This is a genomic window from Streptomyces sp. NPDC047049, from assembly GCF_040643995.1.
GTDB lineage: Bacteria > Actinomycetota > Actinomycetes > Streptomycetales > Streptomycetaceae > Streptomyces > Streptomyces mooreae.
The window spans coordinates 35,441-49,220 of sequence record NZ_JBEYVM010000011.1 but is presented as its reverse complement, the minus strand read 5'-3'; the positions used below and the strand labels follow the sequence as shown (position 1 = coordinate 49,220).

The following is a 13,780-nucleotide window of genomic DNA, read 5'->3' as shown; positions in this document are numbered from 1 at the left end:
CGGAGGTGTCCTCAGGCCGTCGCCGCGGCCGCGGCACGTGCGGCGGCCGGCAGGGCGGCGGCGATGCGCTCGCCGGCCGCCGTGTCGTGCGCGGTCGAGACGAACCACGACTCGAAGGCGGACGGCGGGAGGTAGACGCCCTGCGCCAGCATCGAGTGGAAGAAGGCGGTGAAGCGGAACGACTCCTGCGCCTTGGCGGCGTCGTAGTCGGTCACCTCGGCGTCCGTGAAGAAGACCGTGAACATGTTCCCCGCGGTCTGGACCCGGTGCGCCACGCCCTCCTTTGCCAGCGCGGCGGTGACCTGGCCCCGCACCTCCGCGGAGACCGCGTCGACCTTCTCGTACGCGGCGTCGTCCAGCAGCCGCAGCTGCGCGACGCCCGCGGCGGTGGCGATCGGGTTCCCGGACAGGGTGCCCGCCTGGTAGACCGGGCCGGCCGGCGCGAGGTGCGCCATGACGTCCGTACGGCCGCCGAAGGCCGCGGCCGGGAAGCCGCCGCCCATGACCTTGCCGAAGGTCATCAGATCCGGACGTACCCCGTCAATGCCGTACCAACCGGCCTTGCTGACGCGGAAGCCGGTCATCACCTCGTCGGAGATGTAGAGCGCCCCGTTGCCGGCGCACAGGTCCTTCAGGCCCTGGTTGAAGCCCGGCAGCGGCGGCACCACGCCCATGTTGCCCGGCGCCGCCTCCGTGATCACACAGGCGATCTCGCCCGGGTGCGCGGCGAACGCGGCCCGCACCGCTTCGAGGTCGTTGTACGGCAGCACGATCGTGTCGCCGGCCTGCGCCCCCGTCACCCCCGGCGTGTCGGGCAGTCCGAGGGTCGCCACGCCCGAACCGGCCGCGGCCAGCAGCGCGTCCACGTGCCCGTGGTAGCAGCCCGCGAACTTGATCACCTTCGGCCGGCCGGTGAACCCGCGCGCCAGCCGGATCGCCGACATCGTCGCCTCGGTGCCGCTGGAGACCAGCCGCACCTGCTCGACCGGCTCGATCCGGGCCACGATCTCCTCGGCCAGCTCGACCTCGCCCGCGCCGGGCGTACCGAAGGACGTACCGCGGGCGACCGCCTCCTGGACCGCGGCGATCACCTCGGGGTGCGAGTGGCCGAGGATCATCGGCCCCCAGGAGCACACCAGGTCGACATACTCACGGCCATCGGCGTCGGTGAGGTACGGACCGGTACCGGACACCATGAACCGGGGCGTACCCCCCACGGCGCGGAACGCCCGCACCGGAGAGTTGACGCCGCCCGGCGTCACGGCGGACGCACGGTCGAAGAGCGACTGCGAAACAGGGGCTTCATACGGAAAAGGCACTGTGATCCTGACCTGCATAAACGGCGGGTGGGCGGCGCTCGGGCGCGGCCCTGCTGACTAGGGAGGCGGGAATCTTCCTCGCGATACGCCTGCGGGCGCCGCTCGGTTCACCCTCGCTCCTTTTTTGATTCCTCTCGCTTTCGACCGGGCGTCAGCCCCCACTCGTCTGCGAAACTGGGCCGACGTACGAGTAAGTCACGCAAGCAATGGTCTCAGAGGCGCACGGGGGCGCGCGGCCGGGCGTTTCACGCGCCGGTGACGGGGGAGGTCTCTGAGACGATGATCGGGTTGCGCGGCTGGGGCTGCGAGTGGTCGGGTGGAGATATGCATCGCGGTGGCGAACTGGGCGAGGGAACCAATGACCGGGGTCCCGAGCGCGCCCAGCGCGGCCGTCACCGGCGCGAGGACACCACGGGCGAGACCACGCGCGAGGACATCACGAGCGAGACCACGGGCGGGGAGATCAGAGGCGGCCGCATGGGGGTGACGTACAGGTACTTCGGCGCGCCCAACGGCGCGACGGCGGCCCGTGTCCCCGTCTCCATGCGCCCCGAAGAGCTCGGCGGTGACGAGCTCGGCATGGGCGGCATGTTCAGCAAGATCAAGCCGGAGACGATGGCCGCCATGGTCCTCACCGGTATAGAGGGCATACCGCTCCATAAGGTTCCGCCGCTCGAACTGGTCGTCCTCCACCCCGACTACGCCGTCGTCAAGCTTCCGATGACCGTGGTCGACCCGCTGCGCGGCGTCGGCGAGGAGTCGGTCGGCGCGGCCGCCTTCATCTGGTCCACGGTCCCCGACCGCGGCGGCCCGCGCGACGCCTTCACCGTCTACCAGCTGCTGCACGAGTGGCAGGACTTCAGCCACCGGCTGCACGAAGCGGGGCACCAGGCGTACTGCCTGGTCTGGCCGTAACGGTTCGGGCCCGGGCGGGGCGCGGTGCCCGGCCGGGGCGCCGTGCCGGGCCGCCGTTCACCACGTGGGGCGGGCCGACACACCGCCGTCCACGACCAGATCGTGCCCGGTGATCCAGGACGCCATCGGCGAGGCGAGGAAGACGCAGGCATCGCCCACGTCCTGCGGCGTGCCCAGCCGCCCGGCAGGTGCCGCCGCCTGCCAGCGGCGCACCCCCTCCGGCCAGTCCCCTGCCAGACCGGGCCGGTCGATCAGACCGGGCGAGATGCTGTTGACGCGGATGCCGTACGCCCCGTACTCCAGAGCCGCCGTGCGCGCATGCATCACCACCGCCGCCTTCGACGCGCAGTAGTGGGCATGCCGCGGCGCCGGCCGGTCCGCCTCGATGGAGGCGATATGGGTCACCGACCCTCCGGCGCCCGCCCGCATCACGGCCGCCGCGGCCTGGGTGCAGGCGAAGACGCTGTGCACGTTCACGTCCGCCACCGCCCGCCAGTCCGCGAGCGACATCCCCGCCAGCTCCTGCGTCGGCTGCACCCCCGCGTTGTTCACCAGCGCGGTCAGCCGCCCGCGCCAGCCGGCCGCCTCGGTCACCAGGCCGTGGCACTCCTCCTCGGCGGCCAGGTCGGCGGCCAGCGCCAGCGCGCTCCCGCCCTCCGACTCGATCCGCTCGACCAGGTCCCGCGCCGCCTCGGCGCCCGTACGGTAATGCGCCACGACGGCGGCCCCGGCGGCGGCGAACCGCAGCGCGATACCGCGGCCGAGACCGCCGGCGGCGCCGGTGACGAGGGCGACCTGGCCGCGGAGGTCGGGGAGGCCGGGGTGAGGGGAGTGGCCGGGGAGCGGGGAGTCGCTGGGATGAGGGGACTGGCCGGGGAGCGGCGAGTGGCCGGGGGCGTCGGGTGCGGTCTCGGTCATGGTCGACCCCTCGTTTTCGGTTCGGTCGTGGGCGGGTCCGTCGTGGACCGGTCGGTCACGGTCGGGTCCGTCGTGGACGGGTCGGTCACCGTCGGGTCCGTCATGGACCCTTCGGTCACGGTCGGCTCAGGGCGGCGATCCGCGCTGCCTCCCGGGGGAAGCGCGCGGCCAGTTCGGCGGCGTCCCCGTGCTCGTAGTCCTCGAAGGTGAAACCCGGCGCCATCGTGCAGCCGAAGAGCGTCCAGGAGCCGCCGTCGGCGACCTCGGCGGCCATCCACGTACCGGCCGGCACCGTGAACTGGACGTGCTGCCCGCCGAGCACGTCCGGGCCGAGGATGACCGTACGGGCACCACCGTCTTCCGGGAGCAGGAACAGGGCGAGCGGATCACCGCGGTAGAAGTGCCAGATCTCGTCGGTGGGCAGCCGGTGCAGGGCGGAGAAATCGCCCGGCTCGGCGGTCAGCAGCATCACGATCGCCGAGCCCTCGGGCCGTCCGTCGGCACGCTCGGGGCCCGCCCAGGTACGCCGGAACCGCCCGCCTTCACGGGACAGCGGCGCCAGCCCGTAGAAATCGACCAGCGCCTCGGGGAGCCGGTCAGGGGGCATCGGCTGCTCGTCCGTGCGCTGCTCACCCGTTGGCTGCTCGTTCATCCGCCGCTCGTCCATCCGCGGCTGCCTCCCCTCGGTCTGCCGGCTGCCGGGTCGTGGACCAGGCTAGGGGCGACGGCAATCCCGTGCGGGCCCGTTCGAGCCAGGTGGCCGAGCGCGGGCGGAGGCGTTGGCCGGCCAGGGTGCTGCCCGGCGGCGGCCGACGGCCCGTCAGCCGGCCGTCCAATACGGGTCGCGGCCGGTCTCCGCCAGCAGCGCGTCGAGAGCGGAGGCGCCGGACGGGACCGGGAGCGGGTCGCCGAAGACGTTCATCTTCCGGGCCGTCGGGGCCATCTGCGCGACCAGCGTCCGCAGCTCGGCCACGCACCCGGCGGCCGGTGCGTACGGCCGGCCGGTCGCTCGCGCCACATCCCAGGCGTGCACCGTCAGATCCAGCAGCACCATCGCGCCGACGGTCCGGGCCGGCAGGTTCATGCCGCCGGTCAGGCCGTCCTCCGCGCCCGGCGCCGCCCACGCCTCGACCAGCCGCGCCGTCTCGTCCGCGAACCGGTCGGGCCACCGCGCGCCGTATTCGCCGAGCCGGTCGGGGGTGGTGCTGAAGTCGACGTCCTTCTTGGCGGCCGGCGTCTGAAAGGCGACGACCACCTGGAAGAGGTGGTTGAGCAGCGCCCGCAGGTCGTACTCGGCGCACGGCGTGGGCAGTTCCAGCTGGTCGTCGCGTACCCCGCGCAGTACGGGGAGCGCCGCGCCGGCCGCCGCTTCGAGCAGCGCACTGATCGGTGGGGGCACGGGGGCCGGTGAGACCGCGGGGGCCGGTCGTGTTTCGTTCGCGGATGTTTCCTTCGCGGACGTTTCATCCGTAATGTCTTGCATGTCGGTCATGGCGATGACGCTACGGGCCGCGGCCGGCGGCGGCTTGAAAAAATGCGACAGCCCGGGCACCCGGCAGACCGGGCACCCGGCAGCCCGTTCCGGCACCCCCTAAAATCCAGGCATGGCCGCTCCACGGCGCGATACCCGGGGCATCGTCGACGCCCCCGGACTCTTCACGCGGGTGCAGTTCCGCCGCCGCACCCCCGCCGCGCCGCTGCGCCCCTATGTCGAGCACTACTGGCTGATCGACTGGGACCTGTCCGAGCCGTACGCCACGCATGTCGTTCCGCACCCCTGCGTGAACCTCGTCTTCCAGCGGTACGCCGACCGGCCCGGTTCCGGTGAGGTCGCGGGCGTCGGGCTGGAGCTGTTCGCGCAGAAGCTGACGGGGCGCGGGCGGGTGTGCGGGGTGCAGTTCCGGCCCGGCGGGTTCCGGCCGTTCACCCCGGAGCGGCCCGCCACGGACTGGACGGACCGCCGGCTGCCGCTGGCGGCGGTGTTCGGGGCCCCCGACACCGCGGCCACCGGCACCGCTGCCCCTGACACCGCGGCTCCCGACGCCGCGGCCGCCGTGCTGGAGCCGGACGACGAGGACGCGCGGGTGGCCGCGCTCGACGCGTTTCTGATCCCCCGCGTGCGGGCCGGGCCCCGAATCCTCGCCCAGACCGACCTCGCCATGCGGCTGGCCGACCGGATCCGCACGGACCGCACGATCCGCCGGGTCGCGGACTTCGCGCAGGCCGAGGGCATGTCCGTACGGGCCCTGCAGCGGCTGTTCGCCGGATACGTCGGGGTCAGCCCCAAGTGGGTACTGCTGCGCTACCGGGTGCACGAGGCCCTGGAGCGCGCCGCGTCCGACGCGGAGGTCGACTGGGCCGCGCTCGCCGCCGAGCTGGGCTACAGCGATCAGGCGCATCTGATCCGCGACGTCAGTGCCACCGTCGGGGTCTCTCCCACCGCCTACGCCCGCTGACTCGGGCCGCCGCCGGGGCCCTCAGAGCTGTTCGGCAATCAGGACTGCCGGACGTCATGGCCCTTGGAGCATCAGGGCCGTTCGGGGACATCAGGGCTGTTCGGCCGTCAGATAGCGCTGGACGGTGGGGGCCAGCCAGGCGACGAGTTCGTCGTGGCTGAGGTTCACGGCCGGCGGGATGTGCAGCACATAGCGGCACAGCGCCATGCCGAGTATCTGGGAAGCGATCAGCGCGGCGCGGGTCGGCGCCTCGTCGGGCACCGGGCAGACCGCGGCCAGGACCGGCTTGATCTGTTCGGCGAACACGCCTCGCATCCGCTGCGCGCCCGCCTCGTTGGTGACGCCGACGCGCATCATGCCGGTCAGCGTCTCATCGCACTCCCAGCGCTCCAGGAAGTGGCGCACGAGCCGGGCGCCGGCCTCGTCACGCGGCACGTGGGTGAGGTCCGGGGCGTGCACCTCGATCTCGGAGGCGGCCGCGAAGAGACCGGCCTTGTTGCCGTAGTAGCGCATCACCATCGACGGGTCGATGTCCGCGTCCCTGGCGATGGAGCGGATGGTGGCGCGCTCGTAGCCGTCCGCGGCGAAGCGGTCCCGGGCGGCGGCCAGGATCGCGGCGCGCGTCGCGGCGGAGCGGCGGGGGCGGGCGGGGTCCGCCGGGCCGTCGGGTGCGGCAGGGGCTGCGGGCGTGACAGGCGTGGCATCGGCGGCGGAGGGAGCGTGTTCGGCCATGTCAACAACTGTAGGCCAACACCTGTTGACACACCAGATCCGCTCGCCTTACGCTTGCCAACAAGCGTTGACCAACATGCGTTGGCATTGCGGCAGGCGCAGGCAGCAGCAGACACCCACACAGGCACGGCGCAGAAGCAGAAACCGGCACAGGCGCAGACAAAGGCATAGACATAGGCACAGGAGGCGGAAGCCATGGATGCCATGAACCACAAGCCCGGTCACGACGGCCACGACCACGACGCCCGCGATCGGACGCCCCGCGACACGGACGTCATCGTCGTAGGCGCGGGCCCGACCGGCCTGCTGCTCGCCGGGGACCTCGCCGAGGCGGGCCTGGGTGTCACGCTCCTGGAGCGCCGTCCCGCCACGATCAGCAACCTCACCCGAGCCCTGGCGGTCCATGCCCGCACCCTTGAGCAACTGGACGCCCGGGACCTCGCCGACGAGCTGGTCGCCGGCGGCCACCGGGTCCCCGCCATCCGCCTGTTCGGGGACGCCACCTTCGATGCGACCCGGCTCCGCTCCCGCTTCCCGTTCGTGCTGATCACCCCGCAGTTCGAGGTGGAGCGGGTGCTGGAGCGGCGGGCCCGCCGGGCCGGGGTCGTCTTCCGCTACGACTCCGAAGTGCTCGGCCTCGATCAGGACGCCGACGGCGTGACCATGCGCTTCCGTACCGCCGACGGCCTCGGCAGCATCCGCGCCGCCTACGCCGTCGGCACCGATGGCGTCCGCAGCACCGTCCGCGAAGCCCTCGGCCTGCCGTTCCCCGGCAAGTCCGTGATCCGCTCCCTGGTGCTCGCCGATATCCGGCTGAGCCGGGAGCCCGAGTCCCCCTTCACCGTCACCGCCGACGGCGACGCCTTCGCCCTGGTCGGCTCGTTCGGCGACGGCTGGTACCGCGTCATCGGCTGGAACCGCCACCGCCAGGCCGACGACGACGCGCCCGTCGGTCTCGACGAGGTCCGCGAGTTCACCCGGCTCGCCCTCGGCAGTGCGTACGACGTCCCCGAAGTCCGCTGGGTCTCCCGCTTCCACAGCGACGAGCGCCAGGTCCCCCGCTACCGCGTGGGCCGCGTGTTCCTCGCCGGCGATGCCGCGCATGTGCACTCCCCCGCCGGCGGCCAGGGCATGAACACCGGCCTCCAGGACGCCGCCAACCTCAGCTGGAAGCTCGCCGCGGTGCTGCGAGGCCACTCCCCCGACAGCCTCCTGGACAGCTACCAGACCGAGCGCCACCCGGTGGGCAAGCAGGTGCTGCGCAGCAGCGGCGCCCTCATCCGGCTCGCCCTGCTGCACACCGCCCCCGGACGCGCCGTCCGCACGCTCGCCGCCCGGCTCGTCAACCATCTGCGGCCGCTGTCCGGCCACGCGATCCGCGCCATCTCCGGCATCGGCATCGCCTACCCGGCCGGGTACGGCGCCCACCCCCTCGCCGGCCGGCGCGCCCCCGACATCCACCTGGCCGACGGCAGCCGCCTCTACGCCCTCCTGCGCCAGGGGACGTTCGTCCTCCTCACCCCCGCCGACGAGCCCGGCATCCCCCACACTCCGCCGCGCAAGGAGGACTGCCCCCGGCCCGCCGCCGGCCGTGTCATCACCGCCTCCTGGCGCAGCGGCCGCCGCACGGCGCTGCTCATCCGCCCCGACGGCTACATCGCCTGGGCGACCGACGCCACGGCCCCCGCCGCACGCGCCGCGGCGCTACGCTCCGCCCTCCTCCACTGGACCGGCGCCGCGCCCGAGGACGGCGACTCCATAGGCACGGGCCGGCCCACCTCCCTCACCCCTCCAGCACATGCCGCAGATACGCCCGGGGATCGTTGAGATAGCGCCGCCAGTGGTCGACCAGCCCCAGCTCCGCCCACTCCACGCTCCGCATCCCGTGCTCGCCGACCTCGACGATCGCCGCGCCGGGCAGTGCCGTCAGCAGCGGCGAGTGCGTGGCGCAGATGATCTGCGCGCCGCCGCTCCCCAACTCGTCCATCAGCCCGACCAGCTCCAGACAGGAGGAGAAGGACAGGGCCGCCTCGGGCTCGTCCATCACATACAGGCCCTGCTGCGAGAACCGCTCGCGGAAGGCCAGCAAAAAGCCCTCCCCGTGGCTCATCTCGTCCGGGGACCGGGACAGCCGGTTCGACCTCCGCTCCCCGTTCAGCGCCTCCAGCGCCGTCTCGGCCCGTAGGAAGAACCCCCGCCGTCGGACCCGCGGTCCGCGCACCATCCGGCGCCCCTCCCGCGTCGGATCGAACCGCATCAGACCGCCGAGCAGCGACGCTTCCCGCGAACTCGCGTACTTGTATCCCGCCGATCCGCCATATGAATCCAGCCCGAAGCCTTCCGCCAGCGCCTCGGCCAGCGTCGACTTGCCCGAACCGTTCTCCCCCACCAGAAAAGTGACCGGAGCGCGGAAGGCCAGCCCCTCGTCGGCCAGCTGGCGCACACACGGCACCGTCCAGGGCCAGCCGTCCCCGGCCGTCCCCTCCCCCTCCGGAACGTCCACGTAAGCCCGTTCGATCAGCATGCCCCCGAAGCTCTCACACCCCACTGACAGCCGTCCGCTCACCGCACCCCGAAGCCCCCTGCCCGCCCCGTCGAATCCCCGCCCGGCCCCGGAGGCCTCCTGCCCGACCCCGACGAATCCCCGCCGGCCCTGAAAGCCCCCCGCCCGCCCCGTCGAACCCCGCCCGGAGCCCGCCCGGAGCCCGCCCCGGCCGGAGCACGCCCCTCCTTCCGTAGGCTTCGCGCATGCTGTTCGTCCGCTCCGCCGCCCTCTTCCTCGTCGCCGCCCTCTTCGAGATCGGCGGCGCCTGGCTGGTCTGGCAGGGCGTCCGCGAACACAAGGGCTGGGTCTGGATCGGCGCCGGAGTGATCGCGCTCGGGGCGTACGGCTGGGTCGCCACGTTCCAGCCGGACGTCGCGTTCGGCCGGATCCTCGCCGCGTACGGCGGTGTCTTCGTCGCCGGGTCGCTGGCGTGGGGCGCGATCGCCGACGGCTACCGCCCCGACCGCTGGGACGTGACCGGCGCACTGATCTGCCTGGCCGGAATGGCAGTGATCATGTACGCCCCCAGGGGCCGCTGAGGCCACCGGGGCGCCTGCATATCCTGGCCGCAGACCGCCCTCCCCCGAGCCCTTGAGCAGCGGGGGGACCCCACCGCCCCGAGGAGAGTGCCATGACCGCCGAGGTCCGTACCGCCGTCGTCACCGGAGCGAGCAGCGGCATCGGCGCCGCCACCGCGCGGGCCCTGGCCGCCGCCGGCTACCGCGTGGTGCTCACCGCCCGCCGCAAGGACCGCATCGAAGCGCTCGCCGCCGAGCTGCCGGACGCCGAGGCCTACGCCCTCGATGTCACCGACCGCGCCGCCGTCGACGCCTTCGCGGCCGGCCTCGGCCGCTACCCCTCCGTCGACGTCCTGGTCAACAACGCCGGCGGGGCCTACGGCGCCGAGCCGGTCGCCACCGGCGACCCCGCCGACTGGCGCGCGATGTACGAGGTCAATGTGCTGGGCGTGCTCCACATGACCCAGGCGCTGCTGCCCGCCCTCACCGCCTCCGGCGAGGGCACCGTCGTCGTGCTCTCCTCCACCGCCGGCCACGGCACCTACGAGGGCGGCGGCGGTTATGTCGCCGCCAAGCACGGCGCCCATGTCATCGCCGAAACCCTCCGCCTGGAGCTGTGCGGCGAGCCGGTGCGCGTCATCGAGGTCGCCCCGGGCATGGTCAAGACCGACGAGTTCGCCACCACACGCTTCCGTGGCGACAGCGCCAAGGCGGCCAAGGTCTACGAGGGCGTCGACCAGCCGCTGAACGCGGACGATGTCGCCGACACCATCACCTGGGCGATCACCCGCCCCGCTCACGTCAACATCGACCTGCTGGTGGTCCGTCCCCGCGCCCAGGCCTCCAACTCCAAGGTCCACCGCACCACCTGAGACACGCCGGCCTGCCCCACGTCAGACACGTGCCCCACCCGGGGCAGGCGCCACGTAAGACACGCCCCACGCAGACATGGGCGGCCCGGCGGCATACGAAGAGCGGCCCGGCGCACACTGCGCCGGACCGCCCCGGGACTGAGCCCTCACAGGCCACTCAGCCCGCTCCGTCCCTCAGCCGCCCAGCTCTTCACACACCACCTGCTGGAGCATGGCGACGACCTCGACCGTTGCGACGATCCCTGGGAACCGCCCGGCCCGCCCGGCGCGCCTGGCCCGTGATCACTCCGCCGGCATGCGGAGGGCCCGGCAGGGCGAATGCTGTGGACCGGCGATCACCGGGTGAAGGTGGCGTCAGATGCCGGCGCCACCGGAAAACCCTGCGTGGCCCGAGACGGGGCCGAGCTGACCGCTCACGCCGCCGGAGACCGAGCCGCCCAGAGCGGGCAGCGCAGGCAGGGCGGGCAGGGCGGGTGCTCCGCCCACCAGGTTTTCGGCCCCGAGAATTCCGCCGGAGACGTTGTCCAGTTCGCTGTCGGCGATCTCGTGAGCCTCGTTCTGGGGCATGGAGTCCTTACGCATGGCTGGCCCTTCACTTGGTGGTTCGCGGTGATCAATGAGCGGTATCGGCCGGCCCGGTGGAAAGCTGCTCCTGCCGGTTTTACGACCCCTGATACCCGGAAGCGGATTCGCAACTTCCGATTGACGCGAGATCAAACCACGTCCACGGCCGCCCGGCTACCCCCACCCGTCGGTCATTTCTGCAGACGGTCCGGTATCGCACGGTGTCGCCCGGCGGGATTTTCGACGGGATGGTGACGACTCCTTCACGTACTTTTCGCCGACCAGGGATTGTCGGGAGGTACTGGCAGTGCCGCGCGAAGGACATATCAGCCCCCGGAGCACGCACACCCTCTGTGAAACGGGATGCGGCAGCGAGTACGTGCCCATTCTGCGAAGAGAATGCGCAGGGTGGGCCGTGCCGCACCGCCCCGCCCGTGCCGCACCGCCCCGCCCGTGCCGCACCGCCCCGCCCGTGCCGCACCGCCCCGTCCGTGCCGGACGAGTGACCGCCCGCCACCGACGAGCAGGCCAAGGCGACCGCGGACCGGCGGCATGAATGACCGGCCGCCAGTGGCTGATCCGGGTGGCGGCGAGAGGCGTCCGGTGCGTGGCAGGCGTGGCCGAGCCCCGGTATCCGGGACGGCGAGCGGGCGCCGGCGGCCCGGCCACGCCTGTGAACTCCGGTCGGAATGCGGTCAGAGGCGGCGTACCCGCGCAGCGATCCCATGACCGAGCAGAAGGTAAATCACGGCAGGCAGGCCGTAATTGAGGAAAACCCGCAGGCCTTCGAGCTTCATGGTGAAGATGTCCTGAGACCAGCCGGCGAGGAAGTCGGCCATACCGTGCACGAATCCGACGAAGACGTTTCCCTGGTTTGCCTCGAGCAGGTACAGCAGGATCCAGAGGCCCAGAAATCCTGCCGCGATGTCCGCGAGCGTATGAATGATCAATGCTGCCCGGTTTGCCCCGGTGCCCTTCTGGTTACGCCCATAGGCGCCCCCGTTATGGCCATAGGGCTGGTAGGTGTCATGTGCGGGTATGGGGTCATGGGGATTGCTCATGACCTCCTTGCTTGCCTCGCGCGGATACCCGAAACCTCTTTCAAACCTGCGATTTCATATCGGTTGCGGATCTTGGATCACGCGTCGGCCCTTACCACCGCACCTCGCTTCTTGCTCCCGCGGCTTCCAGTTCCGAAGAAAGACGCATAAGCGATGCTTTCCGATAAGGCGAGTGTGCCGCCCCTTCGGCAGCCACAGTTCCGGTAGTCACCGTTCCGCCAACTGCACTGCAGGCATGCACACTTCGGACTCGTAGGTGCCTGACAAATGTCATCAGTGTTGATGAGACAGCTCGTTCTGCGGGGGGACTCCGGAGACGACGGCCGGTCGAGAGAATCGACGCGAACAAGATCACATGCGTGATCGGCCGCATCAGCAGGAAGTTGTGACGGGAGAAGACATGTCCCTGCCCTACCCGGCCCGCCGCCGCCGTGTACGAATCGCCGGCACCACCACGGCCGTGATGCTCTCGCTGGTGGCAGCGGCGGCACCGGCCCAGGCCGCAACGGCCCCCGCGCCCGGCGCCCATGCCACCGCAGGAACGACGGCCCACCCGGGCCGTCTCGACCACAAAGCGCTGGACGAAAAGCTGGCAGCACTACCCAGAGCGGGTATGTACGGTGCCTACGCGGCCGTCCGGGAGGGCCGGGACGAATGGCGGGGTGCGGCCGGTGTCGCCGACATCGCCACCAACCGCCCCGTCGGGCCGCGGATGCAGCAGCGCGTGGGCAGCCTCACCAAGGCGTTCACCTCCGTCGCCGTGCTGCAACAGGCCGGCGCGGGCCGGATCGATCTGGACGCCCCTCTTGCCCGGTACCTCCCCGGCCTCGCCCCCGGTGAACGCGGCCGGAAGATCACCATCCGGATGCTGCTCAACCACACCAGCGGCATCGCCGACTACATCACTGGTGCCTTTCCCTCCCTCCTCAAGGGGAGTACCGAGAGCATCGACGCCAACCGTTACCGCCACTTCGCCCCTGAGGAGCTCGCACGCTTAGGCCTGCAGGCGGCGCCGACGGGCAAGCCCGGCGAGAAGTGGTCTTACTCGAACACCAATTACATCATCGCGGGAATGCTGCTGCAGAAGGTCACCGGCGAGGATCCGCAGCGGTACATCACCCGCGAGGTCATCCGCAAGGCCGGGCTGAAGCACACCTACTTCCCGGCCTCCGCACGGATATCCGGGCCGCATTCCAAGATGTACGAATCCTTCTACGGACTGGTCGACCCGGCCCGTGACTACAGCACGTACGACATGTCCTGGGCCGGTACCGCCGGGGCGCTGGTATCGACGGTGGAGGACGTGAACGACTTCTATCGGGCGCTGCTGACCGGCCGACTGCTCGCCCCCGCCGAACTCCGCCAGATGCAGACCACCGTCGAGTCCAAGGACGAAGAGGGCAATCTGCTGTCGCGCTACGGCCTCGGCATTGAGGCGATCGACACCGTGTGCGGGCGCTTCTGGGGACACACCGGCTCGGTGTGGGGCGCCGAGACGGTGACGTACTCGACGCCCGACGGCAAGCGCCAGATGACGTTCGGACTCAACCGGACCAAGTACCAGCAGCTCGATGCGACGGGTCACATCAAGCCGGGCCCGATAGACGCCGCGACCTGGGCCTTCGAGGCGAAGGCGATGTGCGACCGCGATGTGCCCGCCGAGCCGCGGCGGTTCGCGCACCCGGCCGCGCCGAAGGCCCTCGAAGGGCGGTCCGTCCCGCTCACCCGTCCGCTGGCTCCGCTGTCGCCGGGGCGCTGACCCGGGACGTCCGCCGGCTTCCGTATTCCACCGGCGGTTCGAGGGTCATGGTGGCGACGGCGCAGGAAGGCGAGCGCCACGGGGGCCCGTACGCGCAGTCAGACGTGCTTCGGTATGCGCC

At 71.7% G+C, this 13,780-nt stretch carries 14 protein-coding genes; 6 read left to right on the top strand and 8 right to left on the bottom strand.

Annotated elements, in window-relative coordinates; translation table 11 throughout:
* Positions 1 to 11 precede the first annotated feature (11 nt).
* Positions 12 to 1,337, bottom strand: coding sequence for a glutamate-1-semialdehyde 2,1-aminomutase (gene hemL, locus ABZ851_RS23400; protein ID WP_361130837.1), 1,326 nt, complete (start codon positions 1,335 to 1,337; stop codon positions 12 to 14).
* Positions 1,338 to 1,643: 306 nt separating this feature from the next.
* On the opposite strand from hemL, the gene ABZ851_RS23395 reads away from it, so the two are divergent.
* On the top strand, positions 1,644 to 2,234 hold the full coding sequence (locus ABZ851_RS23395) for a hypothetical protein (RefSeq protein ID WP_088798496.1): 591 nt from the start codon (positions 1,644 to 1,646) through the stop codon (positions 2,232 to 2,234).
* A 57-nt stretch (positions 2,235 to 2,291) separates the two neighbouring features.
* Here ABZ851_RS23395 and ABZ851_RS23390 read toward each other — a convergent pair whose 3' ends face one another.
* The 3 genes from ABZ851_RS23390 to ABZ851_RS23380 all read right to left on the bottom strand — a co-directional run bounded on the left by ABZ851_RS23390 (position 2,292) and on the right by ABZ851_RS23380 (position 4,644).
* On the bottom strand, positions 2,292 to 3,152 hold the full coding sequence (locus ABZ851_RS23390) for an SDR family NAD(P)-dependent oxidoreductase (protein ID WP_361130834.1): 861 nt from the start codon (positions 3,150 to 3,152) through the stop codon (positions 2,292 to 2,294).
* Between the two features lie 115 nt (positions 3,153 to 3,267).
* Positions 3,268 to 3,759 (bottom strand): cupin domain-containing protein, encoded by a 492-nt coding sequence (locus ABZ851_RS23385; protein ID WP_361131154.1) that lies wholly within the window; start codon positions 3,757 to 3,759, stop codon positions 3,268 to 3,270.
* A 213-nt stretch (positions 3,760 to 3,972) separates the two neighbouring features.
* Positions 3,973 to 4,644 carry a TIGR03086 family metal-binding protein gene (locus ABZ851_RS23380; protein WP_361130831.1) on the bottom strand — a complete coding sequence of 224 codons (672 nt, stop codon included), beginning with the start codon at positions 4,642 to 4,644 and terminating at the stop codon, positions 3,973 to 3,975.
* 112 nt (positions 4,645 to 4,756) lie between these two features.
* Here ABZ851_RS23380 and ABZ851_RS23375 point away from each other — a divergent pair, with 112 nt between their 5' ends.
* Entirely contained in the window at positions 4,757 to 5,608 is an 852-nt protein-coding gene (locus ABZ851_RS23375; protein ID WP_361130829.1) for a helix-turn-helix domain-containing protein, read from the top strand.
* Positions 5,609 to 5,698: 90 nt separating this feature from the next.
* On the opposite strand, the gene ABZ851_RS23370 is transcribed toward ABZ851_RS23375, so the two are convergent.
* Entirely contained in the window at positions 5,699 to 6,340 is a 642-nt protein-coding gene (locus tag ABZ851_RS23370) for a TetR family transcriptional regulator (protein WP_361130826.1), read from the bottom strand.
* 204 nt (positions 6,341 to 6,544) lie between these two features.
* On the opposite strand from ABZ851_RS23370, the gene ABZ851_RS23365 reads away from it, so the two are divergent.
* On the top strand, positions 6,545 to 8,167 hold the full coding sequence (locus ABZ851_RS23365) for an FAD-dependent monooxygenase (protein ID WP_361131151.1): 1,623 nt from the start codon (positions 6,545 to 6,547) through the stop codon (positions 8,165 to 8,167).
* On the opposite strand, the gene ABZ851_RS23360 is transcribed toward ABZ851_RS23365, so the two are convergent.
* On the bottom strand, positions 8,124 to 8,864 hold the full coding sequence (locus ABZ851_RS23360; RefSeq protein ID WP_361130824.1) for an AAA family ATPase: 741 nt from the start codon (positions 8,862 to 8,864) through the stop codon (positions 8,124 to 8,126). The genes ABZ851_RS23365 and ABZ851_RS23360 overlap by 44 nt on opposite strands.
* A 224-nt stretch (positions 8,865 to 9,088) precedes the next feature.
* Between ABZ851_RS23360 and ABZ851_RS23355 the strand changes: the two genes are divergently transcribed.
* On the top strand, positions 9,089 to 9,424 hold the full coding sequence (locus tag ABZ851_RS23355; RefSeq protein ID WP_361130821.1) for a YnfA family protein: 336 nt from the start codon (positions 9,089 to 9,091) through the stop codon (positions 9,422 to 9,424).
* A gap of 92 nt (positions 9,425 to 9,516) precedes the next feature.
* A complete protein-coding gene (locus ABZ851_RS23350; RefSeq protein WP_361130818.1) occupies positions 9,517 to 10,275 on the top strand; it encodes an SDR family oxidoreductase in 759 nt (252 codons plus the stop codon).
* Positions 10,276 to 10,629: 354 nt separating this feature from the next.
* Here ABZ851_RS23350 and ABZ851_RS23345 read toward each other — a convergent pair whose 3' ends face one another.
* Positions 10,630 to 10,842, bottom strand: a complete 213-nt coding sequence (locus tag ABZ851_RS23345) for a type A2 lantipeptide (RefSeq protein ID WP_361130815.1) — start codon at positions 10,840 to 10,842, stop codon at positions 10,630 to 10,632.
* A gap of 692 nt (positions 10,843 to 11,534) precedes the next feature.
* Positions 11,535 to 11,900: a hypothetical protein gene (locus ABZ851_RS23340; protein WP_361130812.1), complete on the bottom strand. Its 366-nt coding sequence runs from the start codon at positions 11,898 to 11,900 to the stop codon at positions 11,535 to 11,537.
* Between the two features lie 400 nt (positions 11,901 to 12,300).
* Here ABZ851_RS23340 and ABZ851_RS23335 point away from each other — a divergent pair, with 400 nt between their 5' ends.
* Positions 12,301 to 13,659 carry a serine hydrolase domain-containing protein gene (locus ABZ851_RS23335; protein WP_361130809.1) on the top strand — a complete coding sequence of 453 codons (1,359 nt, stop codon included), beginning with the start codon at positions 12,301 to 12,303 and terminating at the stop codon, positions 13,657 to 13,659.
* Positions 13,660 to 13,780 lie beyond the last annotated feature (121 nt).

Bases quoted from the DNA above. Each gene is read 5' to 3' on its own strand.
- hemL (WP_361130837.1), bottom strand. From the start codon at position 1,337: ATGCAGGTCAGGATCACAGTGCCTTTTCCGTATGAAGCCCCTGTTTCG.
- ABZ851_RS23395 (WP_088798496.1), top strand. From the start codon at position 1,644: ATGCATCGCGGTGGCGAACTGGGCGAGGGAACCAATGACCGGGGTCCC.
- ABZ851_RS23390 (WP_361130834.1), bottom strand. From the start codon at position 3,152: ATGACCGAGACCGCACCCGACGCCCCCGGCCACTCGCCGCTCCCCGGC.
- ABZ851_RS23385 (WP_361131154.1), bottom strand. From the start codon at position 3,759: ATGCCCCCTGACCGGCTCCCCGAGGCGCTGGTCGATTTCTACGGGCTG.
- ABZ851_RS23380 (WP_361130831.1), bottom strand. From the start codon at position 4,644: ATGACCGACATGCAAGACATTACGGATGAAACGTCCGCGAAGGAAACA.
- ABZ851_RS23375 (WP_361130829.1), top strand. From the start codon at position 4,757: ATGGCCGCTCCACGGCGCGATACCCGGGGCATCGTCGACGCCCCCGGA.
- ABZ851_RS23370 (WP_361130826.1), bottom strand. From the start codon at position 6,340: ATGGCCGAACACGCTCCCTCCGCCGCCGATGCCACGCCTGTCACGCCC.
- ABZ851_RS23365 (WP_361131151.1), top strand. From the start codon at position 6,545: ATGAACCACAAGCCCGGTCACGACGGCCACGACCACGACGCCCGCGAT.
- ABZ851_RS23360 (WP_361130824.1), bottom strand. From the start codon at position 8,864: ATGCTGATCGAACGGGCTTACGTGGACGTTCCGGAGGGGGAGGGGACG.
- ABZ851_RS23355 (WP_361130821.1), top strand. From the start codon at position 9,089: ATGCTGTTCGTCCGCTCCGCCGCCCTCTTCCTCGTCGCCGCCCTCTTC.
- ABZ851_RS23350 (WP_361130818.1), top strand. From the start codon at position 9,517: ATGACCGCCGAGGTCCGTACCGCCGTCGTCACCGGAGCGAGCAGCGGC.
- ABZ851_RS23345 (WP_361130815.1), bottom strand. From the start codon at position 10,842: ATGCCCCAGAACGAGGCTCACGAGATCGCCGACAGCGAACTGGACAAC.
- ABZ851_RS23340 (WP_361130812.1), bottom strand. From the start codon at position 11,900: ATGAGCAATCCCCATGACCCCATACCCGCACATGACACCTACCAGCCC.
- ABZ851_RS23335 (WP_361130809.1), top strand. From the start codon at position 12,301: ATGTCCCTGCCCTACCCGGCCCGCCGCCGCCGTGTACGAATCGCCGGC.